At 71.4% G+C, this 21,890-nt stretch carries 21 protein-coding genes; 4 read left to right on the forward strand and 17 right to left on the reverse strand.

The window, feature by feature from the left end; translation table 11 throughout:
* Positions 1-295 precede the first annotated feature (295 nt).
* From D7V97_RS12895 to D7V97_RS12960, 14 genes are all read right to left on the reverse strand, one after another.
* A complete protein-coding gene (locus D7V97_RS12895) occupies positions 296-670 on the reverse strand; it encodes a GPW/gp25 family protein (protein WP_147444793.1) in 375 nt (124 codons plus the stop codon).
* Positions 670-1,857: a phage late control D family protein gene (locus tag D7V97_RS12900; RefSeq protein WP_120610922.1), complete on the reverse strand. Its 1,188-nt coding sequence runs from the start codon at positions 1,855-1,857 to the stop codon at positions 670-672. The genes D7V97_RS12895 and D7V97_RS12900 overlap by 1 nt, the downstream gene beginning before the upstream one ends.
* A complete protein-coding gene (locus D7V97_RS12905; protein ID WP_120610923.1) occupies positions 1,857-2,135 on the reverse strand; it encodes a tail protein X in 279 nt (92 codons plus the stop codon). The genes D7V97_RS12900 and D7V97_RS12905 overlap by 1 nt, the downstream gene beginning before the upstream one ends.
* Before the next feature lie 6 nt (positions 2,136-2,141).
* Positions 2,142-2,870, reverse strand: coding sequence for a hypothetical protein (locus D7V97_RS12910; RefSeq protein ID WP_120610924.1), 729 nt, complete (start codon positions 2,868-2,870; stop codon positions 2,142-2,144).
* Positions 2,867-3,082 (reverse strand): hypothetical protein, encoded by a 216-nt coding sequence (locus D7V97_RS12915; RefSeq protein WP_147444794.1) that lies wholly within the window; start codon positions 3,080-3,082, stop codon positions 2,867-2,869. The genes D7V97_RS12910 and D7V97_RS12915 overlap by 4 nt, the downstream gene beginning before the upstream one ends.
* 19 nt (positions 3,083-3,101) lie before the next feature.
* Complete coding sequence (locus D7V97_RS12920; RefSeq protein ID WP_120610926.1) at positions 3,102-3,977, reverse strand: hypothetical protein; 876 nt, start codon at positions 3,975-3,977, stop codon at positions 3,102-3,104.
* 1 nt (position 3,978) lies between these two features.
* The gene (locus D7V97_RS12925; protein ID WP_120610927.1) at positions 3,979-4,470 is read right to left on the reverse strand and encodes a phage tail protein; all 492 of its coding nucleotides are present in this window, start codon (positions 4,468-4,470) and stop codon (positions 3,979-3,981) included.
* A gap of 29 nt (positions 4,471-4,499) precedes the next feature.
* Complete coding sequence (locus D7V97_RS12930; protein ID WP_120610928.1) at positions 4,500-5,051, reverse strand: phage tail protein; 552 nt, start codon at positions 5,049-5,051, stop codon at positions 4,500-4,502.
* Entirely contained in the window at positions 5,051-7,372 is a 2,322-nt protein-coding gene (locus tag D7V97_RS12935; RefSeq protein ID WP_120610929.1) for a phage tail sheath C-terminal domain-containing protein, read from the reverse strand. The genes D7V97_RS12930 and D7V97_RS12935 overlap by 1 nt, the downstream gene beginning before the upstream one ends.
* A 16-nt stretch (positions 7,373-7,388) precedes the next feature.
* Positions 7,389-9,347 carry a hypothetical protein gene (locus D7V97_RS12940; RefSeq protein ID WP_120610930.1) on the reverse strand — a complete coding sequence of 653 codons (1,959 nt, stop codon included), beginning with the start codon at positions 9,345-9,347 and terminating at the stop codon, positions 7,389-7,391.
* Between the two features lie 267 nt (positions 9,348-9,614).
* Positions 9,615-10,574, reverse strand: a complete 960-nt coding sequence (locus tag D7V97_RS12945; protein WP_120610931.1) for a hypothetical protein — start codon at positions 10,572-10,574, stop codon at positions 9,615-9,617.
* 66 nt (positions 10,575-10,640) lie between these two features.
* Positions 10,641-10,883 (reverse strand): hypothetical protein, encoded by a 243-nt coding sequence (locus tag D7V97_RS12950; protein WP_199728790.1) that lies wholly within the window; start codon positions 10,881-10,883, stop codon positions 10,641-10,643.
* Between the two features lie 66 nt (positions 10,884-10,949).
* A complete protein-coding gene (locus tag D7V97_RS12955; RefSeq protein WP_120610932.1) occupies positions 10,950-12,380 on the reverse strand; it encodes a S8 family serine peptidase in 1,431 nt (476 codons plus the stop codon).
* Between the two features lie 151 nt (positions 12,381-12,531).
* Positions 12,532-13,620: a HEAT repeat domain-containing protein gene (locus D7V97_RS12960; RefSeq protein WP_120610933.1), complete on the reverse strand. Its 1,089-nt coding sequence runs from the start codon at positions 13,618-13,620 to the stop codon at positions 12,532-12,534.
* A gap of 216 nt (positions 13,621-13,836) precedes the next feature.
* Here D7V97_RS12960 and D7V97_RS12965 point away from each other — a divergent pair, with 216 nt between their 5' ends.
* From D7V97_RS12965 to D7V97_RS12980, 4 genes are all read left to right on the forward strand, one after another.
* On the forward strand, positions 13,837-14,967 hold the full coding sequence (locus D7V97_RS12965) for a hypothetical protein (protein WP_120610934.1): 1,131 nt from the start codon (positions 13,837-13,839) through the stop codon (positions 14,965-14,967).
* A 120-nt stretch (positions 14,968-15,087) separates the two neighbouring features.
* Entirely contained in the window at positions 15,088-16,107 is a 1,020-nt protein-coding gene (locus D7V97_RS12970; RefSeq protein WP_120610935.1) for a hypothetical protein, read from the forward strand.
* A 4-nt stretch (positions 16,108-16,111) separates the two neighbouring features.
* Complete coding sequence (locus D7V97_RS12975; RefSeq protein WP_120610936.1) at positions 16,112-17,782, forward strand: AMP-binding protein; 1,671 nt, start codon at positions 16,112-16,114, stop codon at positions 17,780-17,782.
* Complete coding sequence (locus tag D7V97_RS12980) at positions 17,782-18,165, forward strand: DUF4280 domain-containing protein (protein WP_120610937.1); 384 nt, start codon at positions 17,782-17,784, stop codon at positions 18,163-18,165. Before D7V97_RS12975 ends, D7V97_RS12980 begins: the two co-directional genes overlap by 1 nt.
* 13 nt (positions 18,166-18,178) lie before the next feature.
* Here D7V97_RS12980 and D7V97_RS12985 read toward each other — a convergent pair whose 3' ends face one another.
* Genes D7V97_RS12985 through D7V97_RS12995 form a run of 3 tightly spaced genes read right to left on the reverse strand, consistent with a single transcriptional unit; the run spans position 18,179 to position 21,876 of the window.
* Entirely contained in the window at positions 18,179-19,843 is a 1,665-nt protein-coding gene (locus D7V97_RS12985; protein ID WP_120610938.1) for a type VI secretion system baseplate subunit TssF, read from the reverse strand.
* A gap of 3 nt (positions 19,844-19,846) precedes the next feature.
* Entirely contained in the window at positions 19,847-21,478 is a 1,632-nt protein-coding gene (locus D7V97_RS12990; RefSeq protein WP_120610939.1) for a hypothetical protein, read from the reverse strand.
* Complete coding sequence (locus D7V97_RS12995) at positions 21,475-21,876, reverse strand: GPW/gp25 family protein (protein ID WP_120610940.1); 402 nt, start codon at positions 21,874-21,876, stop codon at positions 21,475-21,477. The genes D7V97_RS12990 and D7V97_RS12995 overlap by 4 nt, the downstream gene beginning before the upstream one ends.
* Positions 21,877-21,890: the final 14 nt, after the last annotated feature.

The following is a 21,890-nucleotide window of genomic DNA, read 5'->3' on the forward strand; positions in this document are numbered from 1 at the left end:
GAGTTCGTCGGCAGCGTCAGATGTGTATAAGAGCCAGCCACCGCCACCACCGTCACGTCCGACAGGGCCGTCACGAGCCCGAGGATTTCGAGCGATCCACCGCTGAGCTTCAGCGTCACCCCCGCGCCACCCCGCAGCCGCAACGCGTGCAAGGGCGAGCCGATGACGACCGCGCTGGTGAGCACGCCTTCGCCCACGGGCAGCACCCACTCCACCTCGCCCGGAGGCGCGGTCTGCAACGCCGCGTTCGCCGCCGCGAGCGAAGCCTCCAGCGGCAGCGTCAGGACGCGCGCGCTCACGGGGGCGCCTCCAGCGTCCGGCGGAACAGCTCTGCGTGCTCCTCGCCCGTCGCGAGCAGCGTGTAGAGGATGTCCACGTAGAGGGTCGAGTCCTCGGCGGTCACCTTCACCGCGTCCAGGCGCACCTGGTCCCGCATGAACTCCTGCACGTTGAGGCGGATGATGTACTCGGTCGCGGCGGCGACCTCCGGGCTCGCGGCGCCGAACACCATCCGCTGCACGCCGCACCCGAAGCGCGGGCGGTTCACCCGCTCACCCGGCAGTGTGAAGAGCAGCTGTTCCAGTTGCTGCCGGATCACCTGCGCGGGCCCCACGGTGCGGGGTGTGCCCAGGTCTCCCAACTGGAAGGGGAAGTGCAGGCCGCGCCCCATCACGCCACCCCGTTGAGCGCGTCGCGCGCCAGGTCCACGTCCACTTCGTAGCGGGCCACGGCCTCCGCCCACACCCAGCGGTGCCGCGCGCCGCGCACGTACCAGGTGCCGTCCATCAGCTTGCCCGCGCCAATGAGCCCCACCGGACGCCGGGCACGGAGGATCCGCTCGTAGCGCAGCCCCTGCACCGTGCCGTTCGCCTCCGCCAGCCAGTCCGCCTCGCGGTAGTCCGCCCAGGCCAGGTTCTCCACCTCGGGCACGTCGTGCGGCACGTCCACGTACTGCAGGCCCACCGCCTTCACGTCCGGGCGCTTCGGCAGCACCGCCGCCATCCGTGCCTGGAGGATGTCCGCGCGGCTGGTGCTCCCCATGCGCGTGAAGCGCGGCGCGGACACCGTGGCGGAGCGGATCCGCCGCGTGCGCTCGTCGATGTGCGCGCCCCGCAGCTCCGTGGGCCGGTGGCTCTCCCAGCGCGCCTTGAGCTCCACCATCGTCGGCGTGGAGCGCGGCAGGAGCGACAGGTCCGGCTGCTTCGGGGCATTCGGCCGGGGCAGGTGGAAGTGGCCCACGCACTCGGTCGCCGCGTTGGCGCCCGCACCCACCGGGCCCGGCTTGCGCTCCACGAAGACCTCGTAGCCGTTGCGCCGCGCGAGCCACCGCAGGAGCGCCGCGTCCGTGCCGCGCTGGAGCACCACCGCCCGCGCCGGGTCGCGCACCGGCGCCGTGTCCTGTACGTCCACGCCGAAGCCGTACTCACCGTAGAGCTGCCGGACGATGCCCGCGTCGGACAGGCCGCTGAACGAGCGCGTGCGCTCCTCCAGGTGCATCAGGCACGACGCATCCAACCCGTACAGCTCCAGCGACGAGTCCGGCACCCGCGACGGACCGAAGTACGGCTCCACCGCGGTGATGTAGCCGTCGAACACCACCTCCTGCACGTCCGGCGCCTCGCTGTCCGGAGGGCCCAGCCCGAAGCTGATGGTGATGCGCTTGAGCAGCGCGAACCGCCCGTCCGCCAGCGCGTCCCAGTCGCCCGCGTCCGTGGGCGCCATCTCCAGCGACAGGTGGAAGGACGACGCGTCGTCGGTGCGCTCGTCCACCTCCAGGCGCGTGACCCGGCCCCGGGCATCCGTCATCGGCTGCCCGTCGATCCAGAGCTGGAGGAACGCCGCGCGCTGCTCCGCCATCAGGGCTTCTCCGGGATGGACAGGACGGTGCCCGGCTCCAGGAGCGCCTCGGGCTCGAAGGTGGGGTTGGCGTCCACGATGCGCCACGCCTGGAACGGGTCGCTGAAGTAGCGCTGCGCGAGCAGGTCCAACCGGTCCCCCGCCACCACCTTGTGCAACAGCGACGTGGGCGCGCCAGGCGCCACGCGCGGCACGTACAGCGCCACCTGCGAGCCCCCCGCGCCCAGCGGCGCCGGGTACGTGGGCAGGTCCTTGTGTCGGGAAGAGGGGTCGCTCATGGCCGCCTAGCTCGCGCCGTTCAACTTCGCCTGCGGTGCCAGCGCCTGGGCGATGAGGGTGTTCGCGTCCGCGCCCTTCACCGCCGCCAGCTCCTCCATCTGCTGCCGCTGGTCGCGCAGGTTCTTGAAGACCTGGGCCACCTTGTTGTTGGCCGCGTTCTCCCCCACCTCAAGGATGCGCATGCGCAGGTCCACCTCCGCGCGCAGCGGCAACAGCGACGGGTCGAAGCGCTGCTCCACGATGGTCATCCCGGTGATGACCACCGGGAAGTTGCGCGGCCCCAACATCAGCAGCAGCTCCGTGGGGTTGAGCGAGACGAGCTTCGTCGCGGGCTTCTTCTCCTCCTCGCCCACCTGGTCCTTGCCCAGCGCCATCCCCTCGAGCATCGCCAGCTCCGGCAGCACGCCGGACGTGCCCGCCCACTCGCGGTCCCGGAGGACGGCCTCCGTCACGTCGAAGACGAGCTTCAGCGCGATGGTTTCGCTCTTGGCGTGCAGGCCGCCGCCGCGCTGACCGTCGAGCAGGACCTTCGTCTGCTCGGGCGTCTTGCCGGGCTTCGTCTCCCACTGCCCCGCGCGCGTGCGCGTCACCGTCTCCGGGTTGTATTGGAAGCGCAGCGCGCGCACGCTCGGCTCGGTCTTCTTGTCGTCGGCCGTCTGCGGCAGCGTCACCAGCATGCCCTTGGCCAATTGCTGATCGAACCCGAGGAGGGTCGGCTCCAGGTTGCGCGTCATCCATGGCCCCGCGCGCCGCCGGACGCCTCACGCTGGGCGAGGCCTCGGGAGATGGCTTCGTTGTTCTTGTCCAGCAGCGAGACCACGGACTGGCTGATCAGCTTCACCAGCTCCCGGGGGTCGTCCGGGATGCTGCGCAGCATCCACGCAAGCTCCCGCTCCAGCTCGCGGCGGGTGAGACCGACCTGTCCATTCACGGGGGGTGGGGCCATGGCGTGTGCGTCCTTTTCGTCAGCTCCAGCCATCCACCAGCGGATGACCTTCCAGCTCGTTGCGCAGCAGCTCCAGGTAGCGCCACCGCCGCGCGCGCGGCAGGGCCAGGATGTCCGTCTCCGACCAGTGGTAGTGGAACGCCAGGCAGTGCACCTCCGACTCCAGCCGCGCCGCCCCACCCCGCAGCTCGCGCGCCAGCAGGGCGAACGGATCCAGCTCCAGCTCCAACCACGCCGAGCACTGCGGACAGCGCCCCAACAGCCCCAGGTCCGGCGCCGTCGTGCCCTCCGCCAGGGCCAGCGCCACCGCGTGCCGCGACTTCGCGGGCAAGGACCTCCACCCGTCAGGCGTCAGCGGCCTGCCCTCCACCTCCACCAGCCGCGACCACAGAAGCGCGGATCGCTCCGCGCGAGGCCCCGACGCCTCCGCCAGCACCGCGTCGTCCTCACCCGTCGGCTCGCGCACCTCCGCGCGGCCCTCCGGCAGCAGCACGCCCAGCACCTCCGGGGCCGCGTCCGGCCGCTCCGGCGCCAGCGCGGAGAGGCGCACGTCCACGTCCGCCATCGCGCCGCAGCCCGGGGCCGGACAGCGCGCCACCAGCGACAGGCGGTCGCCGTACATCCGCGCCCGCAGGTGCAGGGCCAGGTGGTGCCGGTCGCCCCGCGTGAGCGCGGACGTCAGCGCCGCGTCCACGCGCGGGTAGTCCCCCAGCCGTCCCAGGCACGACGCGAGCAGCTCGCTCACGGCGCGCGGATCCGGGCGGTCGCCGGCCACGGCCAGCGTCCACTCGTCGCGGCCGGTGAGCGGGCGCAATTCGCCCTGGCGGTGGCAGCGGCCGTCCTCGTCGAAGAGGCCGTGCGGCAGCAGCACCGGGATGGGGGGCTCGAAGAGCACCTCACACCACCTTCTCGATGGTGAAGCCCTCGTGCTCGATCACGAGCGTGGCGATGAGGATCTCGTTGGCCTCCGCCGCGAGCTCCGACATGGCGGTGAACTTCGAGCACCACGCGTTGTGGAGGATGAAGCGCTTCACCGGCCGGTTGTGGTCGATGTCGTAGACGAGGATCTCCACGGTGCGCCGGTAGTCGGGCTCCGCGGCGCGCAGGCCGGGGGTGGCTTCGTGGCGGATGAGCTGGGTGGCCCAGTCCTCGAAGGCCGTGTCCTGGGTGAGCCCCGATTCCAGCGTGACGTTCTCGTAGCGCGCGCGGCCTGGGGACAGCTCATCCACGGAGCTGAGGCTGTCGCCGGAGCGGAACTTCACCACCTCCACGGTGCCGGTGAGGCCGGAGATCTTCCGACACGCGGCCACCTCCACGTTGTTGAGCAGCACGCGGAAGTTGAAGTTGCGGTACGGGTCGCGCTTCGTGGATTCAACGAATCGGGGCATGGCGGGCTCCTCGAAGGAAGAAGGGGACGTCAGGCGGGCGGCGCGGGCTTCGTGGCGGGCGGCTTGGGCACCGGCTCCCAGCCCTCGTGGGTGAGCTCCAGCGACATCAGCGCCACCTCGCCCGCCATCGCGTCCAGCTTGGGCAGCGCGTGGTATTTGCTCACCCACGCGTTGTGCACATAGAAGCTGCGCATGCGCGCCTCCGGGCCCGGCGCGGGGACCTCCGTGGGGTGGGCGTACGCGTCCCACAGGTCGATGAAGACGTCGCGCTTCACCGCCTCGCCCGGCGCCTTGCCCGTGCGCGCGAACTCCAGCACCGCGTTCGCCCAGCGCTCCAACGTGTCGTCGAGCGCCAGGCCCTGATCCATCACGATGGGCTCCCAGAGCACCTTGTGGGGCTGGGCGTAGCGGTGCAGGTTGTTGCCGCCCTCCCAGACCTCGAAGGGACTGACGTGCACGGACAGGCCGGACACGGAGCGCACGCCCGCCACGTACTGGCCGGCGGCGGACGTGTTCATCCGGATGCGGAACTGGAAGGTCCGCAGCGGGTTGCGGGCGTTGGCGGGGACGGGCGTGGGCATCAGGCGGCCAGCAGGCTCTTCTGGCTGATCTCGATGACGACGAACTCCGCGGGCTTGAGCGGCGCGAAGGCCACCTGCGCGGTGACGATGCCCGCGTCCACGTTCTCCTGCGGGTTGGTGCTCCGGTCGCACACCACGCTGAAGGCCTCCTCGGGCGTCGTCCCCTGGAAGGCGCCCTGCCGGAACAGGCCCAGCATGAAGGACTGGATGGCGACGCGGATGCGGCCCCAGAGCTCTTCGTCGTTGGGCTCGAACACCGCCCACTTCAGGCCGCGCCGCAGCGACTCCTTGAGGAAGAGCGCGGTGCGGCGCACCGGGATGTAGCGCCACTCCGGATCCGGCGACAGCGTGCGAGAGCCCCACGACACGATGCCCACCCCGGGGAACTGGCGCAGGCAGTTGAGGCTCACCGGGTTGAGCAGGTCCTGCTCCGCGTCGATGACGGGGTACTGGAGCCCCAGCGCCTCGGAGATGGACGCCTCGATGCCGGCGGGCGCCTTCCACACGCCGCGCGTGTTGTCCGTGCGCGCGAAGAGGCCCGCCACGTGGCCAGACGGAGGCACCAGCCGCGTGGGGTTGCGGCCCACGCCCACCGGATCCGCCACGCGGAGCCACGGGTAGAACATGGCGGAGTTCTTCGAGCGCGACGGCAGGCCTTCAATGAACTGCTTCGCGTCGTCCGGCGCGACGGCGAAGTCCTTGTCCACGCCGCCGGGGCCATCCGCGAGGAAGAGGCAGTCGCCGCGGTTGTCGCAGTACGCGATGCCGGCGGACAGGTAGCCCACCTCGTTCTTGCCCGGCAGCGCCACCAGGTTGACGTCCTCGCCGTCCAGCGCGTGCAGGCCGGTGCGCAGCCTCGCGTCGCCCGCGAAGTCGGAGGTGTCCAGCGGGGCGCTGCCGTCGGTGCCGCCCACGAGGCGCACGTTGGACACGGACGTGGGGCGCACCAGGGGGTTCGCCGGCGAGTCGTTGGAGTAGCCCCGCGCGCGAGGCGCGAAGCCCAGGAGCCGCAGCACGGTGGGCACCGTGGGCTGGAGCGTTTCGGAGATGGAGAGCTGGAGCCCGTCGAAGTGCTCCGCGGACAGCCCGGGGGTGCCGGCGGCGGCGGTGCCGGAGAAGCCGGTGGCGGACAGCGCGAGCGTGGACGTGCCCGCCTCGGTGGGCAGGCCGGTGATGACGGTGTTGCCCTGCGCGTCCGTCACCACCGACGCGACCTTGCCGGCGAGCGCGGTGGCCAGCGAGTTGCGCAGCTCCGCGGGCGTCACCGCGCCTGGATTGGCCGCGAGGATGGGGATGGGCACCTCCGTGGTGGCGCCCGGCGGCCCGACGGTGACCTTCGCGTTCTCCGGATCCAAATCGTAGGTGGCGCCCGCGGGCTTGGGGATGGTGAGCGTGGGCCCGGTGGCCACCTTCAACGAAATCTCCGGCGAGTCCGTGCCGCCGATGACGAACACGTTCCCAAGCCCCGCGGCGGTGACGGCCTGGGTAAGGAACGTCTTGAGCTGCGCGGCGTCCAGCTGCACCTTGCCATTGGCGAACACCGCGCCGGGCACGGCGGCCACCACCAGCGCCTGGGTGACGGCGATGTCCAGCGTCGTGCGGGGCAGGTCCGGCTGGGCTTCGTCCCAGGTGGAGACCTGGAGCTTCGCGCCGTCGGCCAGCGTGTACTTCGTGCTCGACAGCACGGAGGCCTTGAGCCGGGGAGCCTGCGCGGCGACGAGCACCGAGCCCGAGGGCTGCGCGGCCAGCGTCACCTGGAAGTCGTCGCGCACCTGGATGTATCTGGAGATGTCGTTGATGCGCTCCCCGACGTAGTCCTCGCTCTTCGGATCCATGCGCACGTCGTCGAAGGACTCCAACGTGCGGGTGGCGCCAGCCTCCGTCCAGACGACCTCCACGCGGAAGGCCTCCGAGGGGAAGTTGGTGGAGTCGCTCACGTGGATGCGGATGAACTCGGACCACTCGCCCGCGCCCCGCGCGAAGAACGTGAGCGCGTTCAACCCCCCGCCCGCGCGGGAGGCCAGCGGGAGGGAGGCGCCGATGCCCGCGTCCGACGGCAGCACGCGCACGACGTACGCGCGCCGGCCGCCCGAGTCGAAGAAGGCCTCCACCGCCTGGGCGAGCAGGCCCGCCTCGCCGGGCTGGTGCCCACCGAAGGCGCGCTCGTACTCGGCGAAGCCGGTGAGGAACCAGGCGAGGCCCGGAATGCCGCGCGCCGTCTCTCCGACGAACGCCGCGGTGGACGTGCCCACCCCTTCGATGGGGCGTGCGCCGCCGCTCTTCTCTTCGACATACACGCCCGGATGCAAACGCTCTGGCACGGTCTTCCTCCTGGTTTCAGATGGCCCCGCGCTTGGCGGTGTCGACTTCGGTGACGAACGTCCCCGGGTGGCCGCTGGCGGCGCGCGATGCGCCCCGCGCCACCAGGTCCACCACGGGCTTCTCGACGAGCCGGGCGCCGGTGTTCGCGTTCAGCTCTTCCATCAGCGCGGACACCCGGTAGTCCACGCTGCAGCGGTACAGGTGGTTGAGCAGGTCGTCCTTGCGGCGCAGCTGCGTCTGGAAGAAGAAGCACTCCTCCTGGAACACCAGCGTGCGGCCGCGCACCCAGCTGCCCTCCACGGGGCGGCTGAGCGTCACCTCGTCGCCGTTCACGGCCAGCGCCAGCGCCTGGAAGCGCCGCTTGCCAATGCGGTAGCCGTCCTCGCAGTCGCCCAGCAGGATGACATCGCCGGGCCGCACGGCCGGGGCCGCGAGGAGCGAGCGGCGCAGCGCGGGATCCAACGGGCCCACGGGCTCCGCCACCAGGTGCAGGTGGTCCACCGTGAAGTCCAGCGGCGTGCCCGTGTCCGCGCCCAGCGTGAGCAGCATGTCGCTCGCCGCGACGGGGATGCCCGGCGCCGCGACGGGCGGAGCGGGCGTGGCCTCCGAGTCCAGGAGCGGCTGCGGCACGCCGTCCACCGACAGCCACACCACGCCCTCCCCCGCCTCCAGCCGCGCGTGCAGCAGCACCCCGGCCTCCAGCCGCGACGCGAGCAGGCGCCAGCGCGTCTCCGCCACCTGGGTGCCCCCTTCGCGCGCGAGCGTCGCGGTGGCCACCACCTCCCCGAAGAGGCGCGTGCCCACGAGCACGTAGCGGACCACCAGTCGCAGCACCGGCTGCGCCTGCGAGAGCAGCACCGCCACCGGCACCGTCTGCCCATCCGTCGCGCCTGGAGCCACCTGGAAGCCCAGCGACAGCGCGAACCCGTCCGGGGCCGGGTTGTCGGAATGAAAGGAATCCGGCACCACGGGCGTGGGGTGGACGCGCACGGTGGCGGTGCCATTGCCAGACAAGCGCAGGCCGCCCGAGGCCGGCAACCAGGACGCGCCCGGGGTCAGATCCACACGTCCCCCGCGAGCGCGCTCCAGGCCCTGGTCGCTGGCCTCCAGGTGCGCGAGCGACAGGAGCGTGGTGGGCTCGCCTTGTGACAGCAGGCGGAGCTTCGTGGCGCCCTCCGGCACGTCCGCGCCCAGCAGCGACTGCCGCAGGACCATCTGCCCGCGCGTGGGGATGGCGAGCGCCACCGTGTCCATGATGGCCGCCAGGTCCACCTGCGAGCCCGCCCACAGGTCCACCTGCACGTCGATGGCCATGGCGCGGGGCGCCCGCAGCTTGCTCAGGTACACGCGCCCTTCCTGGGCACGCTCCGGAGGCTCCAGCCCCAGGGCCCCCGCGATGCTGCCGGTGACGGGCAGCACCTCCACGCTGGAGTGGAAGTCGAGCGACGGGATGCCAGGGTCGGAGCTGATCGCGAGCCGGCCCCCTTCCGCGTCCCACCGCGCCGTGACGGCCGCGAGCGCCTGAAGCAGCAATGGATCCGTGAGTGGAGCCCCGGAGGGCTCCTGGAACAGCCCTCCGAAGAGGGCGGCCGCGAGCTTCGTGTTGAGGGCGGCGGCGAGCGCGGGGCCGGTGGCGGCGGAGGCGAAGGAGCCTCCGGGAAGCCCGCTCAGGGTGACGCTGGCGCGTCCATCCAGACGCAGCTTGAGGGCGCCGCCTGCGGGCACGCTGTCACCCGGGCCCCGAGGCCGTCCAATGAGATGGCCCGGAACGCGGACGGTGGAGGTGGCGGTGCGGCCGTTCTCCCGCTCCGGTTCCGAGTGGATGCCCAGAGGGCCCACGACGGAGAAGAACGGTACGCGCGACGGCCGGTAGCCCTCGTCCACATAGCCATGCGCGGCGAAGACGCGCATGCCACCGCTGCGCAAGGCCAGACGGCCCTGCCACAGCATGCCGCTGAGGATCTCGCGGATCACTCGGCGCCACCCGGCAGGGCCCATGCATGTCTGGCTTCAAACAGCAGCGTCACGGCACCCTCCCGGGCCCCGCAGAACGAGATTGCCTTCACGCGAGCCTTCCGGGTCGCGCAAAGACAATGGGACAGGGGTGCGCCACCGTCAACGACCCTGGCGTGCCAGGGATTGACTCTTAATGTATCAAACCCAACGGAGACCCGACCCCCAGGGTCGGGTGGACACGCCACCCCGTCCAATTCCTCTCAGACGGGGTGTGGGCTCGCCCGGCTACGCGACGAACGCCGTGAGGTTGTTCTGGTAGAAGAAGCCGCAGAAGTCCGTGTACGGGCCGCGGTCGCAGTTGCTGGGCGCCAGTCCATTGGCGAGCGCCCTGCCGCTGTTGTCCGTGTACCTCGCCGGAGTGCCACCGGGCTTGTGGCCCCACCACCAGGCCGGGCCTGCGGTGACGACGCGGTAGAAGTGGTAGTCCATGCCGGGCCAGATGACCATCGCGATGGTCAGCGCATTCGTCTGACAGGTATCAACCCATCCATCCGCGCGCAGGCCCGCCGTCACGCCGGCGCAGGTGATGGACGTCGCGGGTTGCCCTCCGCGCCGGCCGGGCAACGCATACCGCGAATTGGCCAGGTGATTGGACGCGAAGCAGTAGCAGTTGTTTTGCGTCACGTACTGCGGGTCGTTGAAGATTGCGGCGTTGGCGTTGTAGTAGGCCGAGGGGCACGCCCACCAGGTCGCCCCCTCCACCCCGATCTGCTTCGGGGTCCGCAGGGCCGCGGCGGCCTTCGCGCGGGTGGGAGGCTCGACGGGGCCCTTGAGCGCGGGCACCCGGGAGACGCCTCCCCGCACCACCTCCCGCAGGACGTCCGTCGCGGGTGAGCCCCTGCGCTCCGAGGTCTTGAGCAGGAAGTCCGCCACGGACGTTCCCTTGCCGCTCTTGCTGCCCGCGCGGAACTCCAGCGGAAGCAGTCCGCGCGGCGCGGTGAGCCCGGCCGCGAACCGGACCCCGGTGGGACGCTTCGTCGTGCTCCAGGGACCGTTGTCTTGCTTGATCTGCCGGACGACGAAGCCGCGATAGCCCAGCCCGAAGTCCTCCTCCGACGGGCTCGTCGCGGAGAGCTGCGCCGGCTCGGCGACGACCCTGTCCATCAACTGCTTCTCCTCCTTCTCCGACAACTGCCAGGTGGGATTGGGGCGCCCGGAAAAGATGTCGAGTTCCACTTCCAGCATGACTGCCGCCTTCCTTGAGAGTGACGTGTCCCCATCACCTCCAGCGGGATGGGGGAATGGGGCTGCTCACCGCGGCTCCGAGCCTGGAGGAAGCACCCGCACCTCGCGCGAGCGCTCGACCGCGGAGACGCCAGGGACCTGCTCCAGGTTCGCGAGCGCATCCTCGCGGGCGACGCCCTGGACGAGCCCCACCTCCGCCAGCACCGTGATGTCGCGGAGCCCGGCGGCCCGCAGGCCGCTCACGACCCCGTCGATGCATTCAAGCCAGGCGTCCGCGATCAGGACGTTGACCGTGATGTCTTCGCTCATGGGTCCACCCCCCGGCCCCGGGTGCGGAATCAGTCCACCGCACCCGGGGCTGGAGCTCCGGGAGGTTCAGGGGGCCTGGACCAGGCCACGGCCCACGTCGCGAGCGGGCAGCGACAGCGGCCGCGCGCGGCGCGCCAGGGCCTGCCACAGGAGCAGGCCCCGCAGCCCGGTCGCCTGGGCGAAGAGCGCGGCGATGCCGGCCACGTGGGGCGTCGCCATGCTCGTTCCCTGCAGCCGTCGGTAGAAGGGCGGCATGGGGACGGACGAGTACACGTCCACGCCGGGCGCGAGGATGTTCACCTCACCGCCGTTCGGGTTGATGCCGCCGCACGAGAAGGAGGCGACCCCGTAGACGGTGTCCATCGCGCCGACCGCGACGATGGAGGGGCAGTTGGCCGGGCGCGCCACCGCCGCGGTGCGCGCGGGACGGTCGCTCTCATTGCCCGCCGCGGCGACGATGAGCGTCCCCTGCCGGAGGGCACGCTGCGCGACGATCTCGTAGACCTGGCTGAAGGGCTCGTTCGGCTGCACCACGCCCCCGAGCGACATGGAGATGACGTGGGCGCCCTGGGAGATGGCCCAGTTGATGCCCGCGAGGATGTTCCCATCCGTGCCGCTGCCCTGGTTGTTCAGGACCTTGCCCACGAGGATGTCGGCCCCGAAGGCCACGCCGTAGCGAGGCATCACGGTGGGGCGCTGGGGGCCGCACGCGGTGCCGACGCAGTGGGTGCCGTGCCCGTGACCGTCCACGGGGGGCTGCCCCGGGACGAACGAGCGGGCGAGGATGTTCCGGCCGGTGAAGTCCTGGTGTGGACCGAAGCCCGTGTCCAGCACGGCCACCTTGATGCCCTGGCCATTGAAGGCCGAACCGATGACGCCCGTGGCCTGCAAGCCCCAGGTCACCTCGGCCTCGTTCCAGGTCGCGACCCCGAGCTCCGCGGCCCCCGGCATGACGGCCCGCTCGGTCCGCACCAGCAGGTCGTTGATGAGCGCCGTCACCGAGTCCCGGTACCCGCGCAGGTACTCGGGCGTGATGCCCGCGGGCAGGGGCGGCGCGGCCTCCCGCCGCGGCTCCACCGGGAGGTGCGGGGGCAGCATCGGCTCGGTCCCCATCTCCAGCGGGGACACCCCCCGCATCGGTTCGAACATCCCCTGTTGCAACAGGGACTGCGGGACCGCCGTCAGGGCATGCACGTAGCGCTCCGGCTCCGCGGCCAGGATGCGTGATGAACCGCTGCGCCCCATCACGGAGAACTGGTTGGGGTCGAGGTCGAGTACGGCCGCGTTCAGGCGAGGGAAGAAGACATTGTCCCCTCCCGGCCCGCTCTTGGACTCCTTCACGTCCTCCAGCACCTCGATCTGGGAGATGCCGAGCTCGTCCCGCAGCGAGCTGATGGACGCCTTCGTGTCCTCCTCGCGGAGCACCACGATGTAGCGGCCCGTGGTGTCGCCGCCCTCCTCGAGACCCCCTCCATTCCTGCCCTGCTTCCTCGCCATGTTGCTCCCCCCTCAAGACAATCTTTTGCGATTGTCTGGCCCGCCCAGCGCACCCCGTGCGCTCATCTACGTTAATGACTGACATGCGCATCGTGAGGGGCCCCCCCGCGCATCCGACAGTCCAATGCTTCACGGCATGGGGTGGTGGACTTCAGGGGGCCGCGGGCGCGGTGCGCGTCCGGGCAACCCACTCGCGCCAGGCGTTGACGTCCTCGCCCAGGTCGCGGCCCGCGAGCACGGTCAGCACCTTGCGCGCCGGCTCCCGGTCGATGGCCTGCTGCATGCCGGCCATCTCCAACAGCACGTCACCCGACTGTTCGAGGATGTGTGCCCGCCGCGCGGCGCCCTCGGTCTCCACGACGCGCACCAGCGCCCAGGCGGCCTTGTTGCGGTCGGTGGAGAGCGGGAACGCCAGCGCCTCCAGCACGGGCTCCAGTGGGATGAGGACCTTCGGCTGTCCCTCCTGCGCGGTGCCCAGCAGGCGCAGGGCCTCGTTGCGCACGCCCTCGAAGGGGTCACGGACGGCGGGGACCAGGTAGCGCACCAGCTCCTCGCGCGAGCGCACGTAGGACAGGAGGATGGCGGCGGTCATCCGCTTCGAATCGTCCTGGTCCTCGCGGAGCACACGCACCAACGCCGCGGTGTTCCGGGGCACGCCGTCGACGAAGTTCGCTTCGAGCGGCGCGAGCTGGGGGTGGTTGAAGCCGCCGTAGCACGTCAACGCCTGACACCCGCCGACGCTCTTCTCGGGCACCGCGCCCTCGCGCCGCAGCTTCCAGTAGGTCTGCTGGTAGGCCCCCCAGGCGGCGATGAGCCCTTCCGGGTCTTCCACCGTGCCCGTGGGCGGCGGGTCGAAGCGCATCCGCCCTTCGTCCCCCGGTTCGACCAGGTCCACGGTGACGCGGAACGTGTGGGTCGGCGGGTAGGTGACCATCGAGTACCGGCAGAACGGCAGCGGATGGGCGGCCAGGAGGCGCGGCTTGCTCTCCAGCAGGTAGGGCGTGAACTCGCCCTGCTCCAGGTTGAAGCGCGTGCCGGGCGCCGGCATGCCGATGAGCTTGAGGACTTCGTCCCGGGGGAGCTTGCGCAGGCCGAACACCTCCACGCCCTCGAACACATACACGGGGTCGGGCGCCGTGGGAGCGGCCTGGGCCCGGGCCGTCTCGGTAGACCGGGCCGGCGCGGCACAGGCGGAGGAGAGGAGCAGACCGACGGACAGGAGCTTGCGGAGCAGGGACATGGAACCGGCATGCTATCCCGGCAGGCAGGGAGCGCCAGAGCGTGTTTCACACCGCAATGACAGACCCTGCCAGGTTGTGCCGACAATTCCACTCCCATTCGCGGTCAGGAATGACCGACGTGTCACACGTGACGACGGGGCACCGCCCTGTACTTGAATCACCTGTTTGTTTTATCATTTTCTCCATCAGACAGGCGTCGACCCTGGAGCAATGAAATGGCGTTGAGACTCACCGCGAGCATCCTCGGCGGCTCAGGCGGACTTTCCGTTGTTGATCAAAATGGTGTTCACGTCTACGCGGCGAAGGACGCGGATGTGATCATGACCGCCGCGATCCTGGGATTCTCGGCGGGACGACTCGCCGTCGGTCATCCCGTCCAATTCGACTCCGATGACCCGAACGACGCGAAGCTCCGGGGGGCGGTCGAGAAGCTGAACGACGCGCTGGGTATCAGATACAGCTTCGGAGGGGCGGTCACCTGCGGGGTGACTCCGCCCTGGAGGGAAGGGGCGATGATCACCGGCGCCGCGGGCGCTTCCAGGACGCCCTTCGCCCAGCGACACGCGACGGCTTCAGCCTCGGCCGCGCTGGAGTTCCACGACATCGCGTCAAGAGACACCGACGTCGGCTATCAGGGACGTGGGGCCTATACGGGCTTCATCGACGACCCGGTGGAGAACCGGGGCAGCATCAAGGCAACCGCCCGGTTCAACGTCCCGGTGATGGGTCACGGGGACCGCTGGCGCCCTCCGACGTACAAGGTCAAGGGGGGCGATCACAACCAGGTCCCCTGGGGGTTGATCGCAGGGGTGCGGGAGCTTGAAGGTGGCATGGTCCAGGAGCCCTTCAGCACGCCCATGGGCGTCGTCGGCTACACGCACGGCATGATCCAGGCCATCTACGACGCGGTCGCGCACGGTCCCTGGTGTACGCCCTTCGAGATCGCGGTCGGGCACCAGACGACGAAGCTGGCGTCCTGCTTCCCGTGCACGCTGTTCATGTACGCGGCGGGCTACCCACCTTCTTCCATCCACCTCGGGAGAGGCGAGTCGTGGGTGCCCTTCTACCCGGCCAGCCCGGGCGCGTCGGGATACTCCGCCTTCGTCGACGCGGCGATCCAGTCGACGAATACGCGCTGGCAACTGGAGTGCCGGCAGCATCTGACGCTGGGGGTCCAGATCATGACGCAGAACAACGTCATGAAAACACACCACGAGCGGTTGTCGCTGCTGAAACAATATCTCAGCAGCCATGCGAACGACCTGCATTGCGCCGCCAACCTGATCCTGGATGCCATCACCGTGCATTGCTCGGAGGTGGATCGCATCAACCAGACATTGAAGTAGCGGCGCCAGGACCTGGCGGGTGGACCACCCCGCGGGTCAGGGCCCCCTCGACCCATTCCCTTTCACCTCTCCGCGAGGGGCGAGACTGTTTTCACGTCCATGTCTCTGTATAAGGTATCCATGTCCTTGTCCTTCCATGGAGCCCTCGTCGCGGGGCTCCTGCTGGCCGCCCTGCCCGCTCATGCGCAGACGTCCCTTCCGGGCTTCGAGCTGGAACACCTGGAGGTGAATCCCGGGCGGGGTTCGGTGGTGGTCCGCAACGGCGAGCTGCTCGTCCCGGGCGGCCTGAGCGTGGGACTCGCGGGCCAGTACCAGCAACTGCCGCTCGTGCTGCGCAACGGCGAGCGCCGCGTGGAGCTGGTGCGCAACCGGGCCTCCGCGGTGCTGTCGGGCAGCTACGGCCTGCTGCCCTGGCTGGAGGTGGGGGCGCAGATCCCCGTCGTGCTCTGGCAGCACGGTGAGGACCCGGGCGCGCTGGGCCTCACGCCGCTCGCCTCGCAGGGGCTGGGGACACCGGACGTTCAGCTGCGCTTCGGCCTGCTCTCCCGGCGCGATGACCACCCCGTGGATCTCTCCCTGGACCTGGGCGTGGGCCTTCCTTTGGGCAGCAGCCCGGCGCTCGCGCGGGACGCGGGGCTGCGCGTCCGGGCCCTGGCCGCCGCGGGCACGCAGGTGGGCTTCCTGCGGGCCTCGCTCGAAGGGGGCGTGCTCCTGCGCCCGCGCAACCCGCTGAGCACGCCGTCCACGGGGCAGGCGCTGGAGGTGCGCGTGGGCGCGCTGGTGGCGACCACCGGCCAGGGGCTCCGGGGTGAGCTGGCGGTGCGCAGCGCGTTCGCGGGGGACATGGCCCAGCCCTCCGTGGAGGTGCTGGCCGGAGGACGGCTCCCGCTGCCCCAGGGCCTGGAGCTGTTCGCCCTCGCGGGGCCCGGGCTCGGGAGCACGCCGGGCACGCCCGTCGCCCGCGTGCTGCTCGGGGTGGCATATCTGTCGGAGCCACCGCCGCGCCTGGAGAGCCTGCCGGAGCCCGTCCCGCACCTGCGGCTGGAGGAGCTCCCGACGGGGCCACCGCCGCACCCTCCCCGCGACACGGCGGAGCCCGTGCCCACGCGCGAGCTGCTGCCTCCGGAACCCTCGCCCTGACGCCATGGCCTTCGACCTGCGCGTCATCCTCGAAGCCGCCCACGCGGGGAAGTCCCCGCCGCCCACGGCCGTGCCCGACTGGCTGCAACAGAGCTGGGCGGATCCCGTCGCGTTCGCCGCGGCGCTCGCGCCCGCCCACGCCGGCCGGGACGCGCCTTTCAAGAGCCGCGCGGGCCAGCACCACGACTTCTTCCACGACCTGGTGGGACGCCACGCCACGACGGACCGCGTGGCCCTGCGGTGGTACGCGCGGGGCCCGGGGTGGCGCACGCTCACGTACCGCCAGCTCCACGACCAGGCCTCCCGCAGGGCCACCGCCTGGGCCGGGCTGGGCGTGAAGCCCGGAGCCACGCTGTGCCTGCTGCTGCCGCCGGGCCCGGAGCTGGTGGTGAGCCTGTGCGCCGCGCTGGGCCTGGGGGCGTGCGTGAGCCTGCTGCCGCCCGGTGCGCGCGCCTTCGTGGCGCGGAGGCTGACGGCGCTGGATCCCCAGCACGTCGCCGCGGAGCCCCACCAGGCGCCCCTCTTGGGCAAGTACGCGGGCGTGCTGCTGCCGCTCCAGACGCAGGTGCCTCCCGCGCTCGCGTCGCACGTGTACAAGCCGGACGAGCCCGTGGGGCTGCTCTTCTCCCCCCTGGCGGAGCCGTCCGATGTCCCGGTGCCGCTCACGGCCGGGGACGCGTGGCGGGGCGCGCTGGTGGACGGGCTGTTGACGTTCGGGCTCGCGCCGGGAGAGCACCTCGCGGCGCCCGGCTTCCCCCTGTTCCAGCACCTGCCCGCGCTGCTCTTCACCACGCTCTTGCGAGGCGCGACGTACCTGCACGTGGAGCCCGCGGACCTGGAGGCCACCCCCGCCCTGCTGACCGAGCACCCCGTGCGCGCACTGGGCGTCACCGTCGCGCTGCGCGACCTTCTGGCCCGCACGCGCACGTCGCTGAAGAACGTGGGCCACTGGTTCCGCGACCCCCAGGCGCCTTTCGACTGGCAGGCGTGGCACGACTGGCGCGAGCAGTGCATCCCCGCCACGGTGCCCGGCGCCAACGTGCTCGTGGACGCGACGGCGGGCGGCGCGGTGCTCTGGACACCGCGACGCCTGGGAGACACGACCCAGGAGGCCACCCCCGCGCCCGGCCTCCCCTGGGCCCTGAAGGACTTCAGCGGCACCGGGCAGGCGGCGGCGGGTGACACGGGCGTCTTCACGCCGCTGCCCGACGCGGGCCGTCCTCCGGCGCACGTCGTCCTCGCGCTCGCGCGGGGCCAGTACCTCTTCGCGGGGACGACGGAGGCCCGGCGCGAGGGCCGCGTCTTCCCCTTCGCGGAGCTGACCCAGGCGCTGCGCGAGCCCCCCGGGCCGGCGCTGGACGCGGTGGGGCTCACGGTGCCCACCGGAGGCCTCGCGGGGGCGTACCGGAGCGTGCTCGTCGTGTTCACCGGCCACCTTCCTCCGGGCACGGAGGTGAGCGAGGCGGATGTGCGCCGGCGCATCGAGCTGGCCCTGGGCCCGGACGCCCTGCCCGACCGCATCGAGCGCTTCGCGCTGCGCGCACGGCAGGTGGACGGCAAGCTGGACGAGGCCTGGTGCCAGACGCAGTACCGGATGGGCTCGCTGCACCAGAAGGCGGGAGATCCGCTGTTCCAGGCGCTCACGCTGCTCAAGACGCGGGTGGAGGCAGGCTGATGGGAATCCAGGTGGCTGCGGGCGCGACCCTGATGTGCACCTTCGGCGTGGCGCCTTCCACGCTGGTGGTGCTGCCCAAGAACAAGGTGATGGCCACGACCCCTGCGGCCAACGTGATGGACATCCTGCCGGCGAACATCCCGCCCTTCGGCATGTGTCAGTCCATGTCCAACCCCACGGTGGCCGCCGCCACCGCCGCGATGATGGGCGCCCTCACCCCCATGCCCTGCATGCCGCTGGTCGCCGGCCCCTGGGCGCCCGGCAGCACGAAGGTCTTCATCGCGGGCAGCCCCGCGCTGGAGAACGGCTCCCAGTGCAAGTGCATGTGGGGCGGCGCCATCACGGTGAGCGTCGCCGGTCAGACGAAGGTCCAGGTCAAGTAGACGCTCCCAGGACTCACGGCCCGCCCGGGTGGGGGACGTAGCGAAGGGGCTGCTCCCGCAGCGATTGCTTGGGCAGGGGCAGCCGCACCTCCAGCTCCACCACGTCGTCCGCGCTCCAGCAGGCCAGCAGGTCCACCAGCCGCTCGCAGAACAGATCCAACGCGGGCAGCAGCGACGCGTCCATCGGCCCGAAGCCCAGCTGGTAGACGTACTTGAAGCCCGCCGCGCTCCGGGCGAACGGCTTCGGCTGCACCTTCACCTCCTCCAGCGGATCCAGCAGGTCCCGGAAGTAGCGCTGCTCGCGCATGCCCAGCACCCCCAGCAGGAAGAGCAGCCCGTCCTTGTCCAGGAACCGCTCCGTGCGCAGCGCCAAGAGCCGCAGCAGCGCCTGTTGATCATGCTCCAGCGGGTTGTCGCTCCCTGGCTCCACCGCCCCCACGAGGCTCCAGCGCAGGCCCTCCAGGAACCGGTCCGCCAGCACCGGCCGGTAGCCCCGGGCCTCGAAGCGCGGCGGCAGGGGCTGGTGCCACATCGCGTCCACGCCCAGCCGCACCGGATGCTCGAAGGCGTCCGGCAGGTCCACCGACAGCCACGTCGTGCGTCGCGCGCCCTGCCCCTCGTGCTCCAGCGCGTACGTGTCCGGCCCGCCCGCGATGGCGCCGGGCCGCAGCGGCACCAGCCCCTTGCCGCCCAGCCGGTAGACGCCCAGCGTCGAGTGCACCCGGTAGCCCCCTTCCAGCTCCGGGTGCTGGACGCCGTGTCGCTCCTTCGTGCCGTCGTGCTCGATGGGCGTGGCCATGGCGCGCCGCAGGTTCACCACCGGCGCCGCGTGCAGCACGAACGTGTCCGGGGTGAGCACCAGCTCCGGCGGCCAGCGTCCCTCCAGTTGGAGGCGCAGCGTGATGACCTGCCAGTCGCGCGGCACGCGCCTGGGCAGGTGCGCCTCCAGGAACAGCTCCTGCTGGGGGAAGTGCAGGAAGGAGCGCAGCCGCTGCAGGGGATGCTCCGACACCTCGCCCTCCGCCCCGCCGGAGCGCGCCGCGCCGAAGCGCACCGGCAGCTCCACCGCCGTGTCGTCGAAGCACACCGACGCCGCCTTCACGCTCGTCTTGAGCTGGAAGAACACCGCCAGCGACGCCCGGAAGTCCTTGAGGTGGTGCACGTGCAGGCGCAGCAGGTCCGGCATGTCGTTGCGCGGGAAGCCGCTCTCGAACGTGAGCTCCAGGACGCCCTCCTGGTCGCTGGGACGCTCCAGCTTGACGCGGGTGAGCGCCACCGGCAGCAGCCGCAGCGGGGCCACGGTGCGCAGGGACAGCGGGCCGGTGGGCGCCGCAGCGTCGCCGGGGTTGAGCAGGAAGGGCGCGCCCCGGGGCACCTCCGCGGTCTCCACGAAGCGCCCGTCCGGCACCGCCCGCACCATGGCCATCGCGGGCACCGGCTGGAGCAGGTAGGCGAAGTGCTGCTGGAACAGCTTCAGCGTGCTGCGCGACAGCTCGCGCTGCCCGGCCCGTCGCGTCCGCGCGGTGAAGAGCGCCAGCGCCTCCGTGAGGCGCCGCACGTCCGCGTCCTCGCCGTCCAGCGGCGCCGCCGGGTGCAGGGCCGTGTAGCCCAGCCGGAACTGCTCCAGCGACTTCAGCTCCTCCAGGAATGACGCGTACAGCGCTTCGTCCACCCGCATCCGTCAGCCCTCTTCCTTGATGCGCAGGAGCATCCGACCCTCGGCCACCTCGATGAGCTGGGTGTCCTTCTCGCGCGTGCGCTGGATGCGCAGCAGCGGCTTCTCGTCCTCGTAGATGTGCTGGATGGACGTCTCGCTCTCCGGCGCCTTGCCCAACAGCAGGTGGTTGCCCTGGGTCTCCTTGGGCAGCCGCGCCCCGGGCCGCCACGCCAGGAACCGCTCCAGCCGCGCGTCCTGGAACCCCAGCGCCACCAGCAGGCGCGTCCCCTTGTCCGCCGGGAAGTAGAAGTGCCCGGGCTGCTGGTGCGGTTCGTAGGGCACGCGCACCTCCTTGTCCCAGAGCGGCAGCTGGACGCGGTACGTCTCCTGGGACGTCTCCTCGTCCTGCCGGGCCTGGTACGTGCGCGCCTTCTCGTCCCCCACGTCGCTCACCACCGTGCCCTCCGCGAAGAACGGCCAGCACGGCCGCGTGAAGGCGGGGCGCCGGAACGTGGGGTCCGCCGCCTCCTCCAGCACCGCCTCCAGCGTCACCTGGTAGAGGTTGTCCTTGCCGTCCGGGTCGTGCGCCGGGTCCTGCTCCAGCGCCTTCGCCTCCAGCGTGAGCCCGTGGAGCCGGTACGTCCCCCCGTGCGTGGCGAGCGTCGTGCTCCACCCCGCGCCGAAGGTGTACAGCCCGTTGAGCACGAGCGCGCCGCGAGGAAAACTTTTGAAGGCCACGCGCACCTCCGGGCCCTCGGGGCGCTGCAACAGGGTCTCCCGCGTGACGCGCTCCGTGAGCGCCGACTCCAGCGTGGACGTGAGCAGGTACTCGCGCCGCACGCCCTCCACCGCGTCCGTGTTGTCCACGTCCTTGCGGGGCGTGCCGGCCTCCACGTAGCTGTTGAGCACCGACAGCGTGTCGCGCCGGGGCTCCGGGTAGTGGAGGTCCACCGCCTCCACCTCGCCCAGGTCCAGGGGCAGCGCCTCGCCGCCCTCCGGCTTCTGATCCGTCAGCGTGTACTTCCCCGTGTCCGGCGCGAAGAACAGGCCCGCGTTCCACCGCGCCTGCAGCCAGTGGAGGAAGTCGTGGAAGCTCGCGCCCGTGTCGTCCACGCCCAGCCCCAGCGCGTGCAAGGGCTGCTTCTTCGCCGCCGCCTCCCACTTGAACTCCAGCGCCAGGCCGCCGGGCGTGTTCGCCTGGATGACCTCCTGGAGGCTCGAGTCCACCCACACGCCGCAGGGGAAGTGCCGCCGCCACAGCACCGACGCCGCGTCCGCCACCCGCACGCGGTAGCGCCGCTGCAACACCGGCGCGTCCTTGAGGTCCGGCAGGGCGCGCTCGTGCACCTGGCGCGCCTCCACCCGCCCCACGAACTTGAGCGGCGGCGTCTCCGGCCCGTCCCGTCCTTCGGCCTTCGCCCCGTGCAGGCGCGTCAGCGTGAAGGTCGCCGTGAGCGGCTTCGCGCCGGTGAAGGCCGCGAAGAACGTGTCCTCGTCGCCCTTCTCGCGGCAGAGCACCCACCACTCCACGTCCGCCTCGAAGCCCCAGCCGTGCGCCTTCACCGACAGGGCCTTGAGGCTGCCGGCGGCGACGGTGACCGTCTGGTCCCCCGCGGTGAGCGTCAGCTCCACCTTCAGCGTCTCCGGGAAGCTCATCCCTCCTCCGCGGGCGGCCGGGGCTGCTCGCGCACCGTGCGCGCCACCGGGTCCAGCACCAGGGAGAGCGACCCGCCCGCGCCGCGGCCGGGCCCGGAAGCGGAGGCCTTGAGGCGCAGGTGCAACACGAGCTGCGTGCGGCCGTCCTCGTCGGAGGGCTCCTCGGTGATCTCCACCCCCTCCACGCGCGACTCGTAGCGGAGGATCGTCTCGCGGATCTCCTCCGACAGCTGTGACAGCCGCTCCGCGTTGGAGCGGAAGCCCGTCTCCGTCAGCCCGAAGCCGGGCAGCACCCAGGCGGAGCCGCGCTTGGCGTGCAGCAGGTGCCCCAGGTTGCGCCGCACGTCCTCGAGCGGCGTCTCTTGAAGGCCCAGGAACTTTCGGTGCAGGAAGCCCATGTCTTGCGCGCGTC

The sequence above is a fragment of the Corallococcus sp. CA053C genome (assembly GCF_003611675.1).
GTDB lineage: Bacteria > Myxococcota > Myxococcia > Myxococcales > Myxococcaceae > Corallococcus.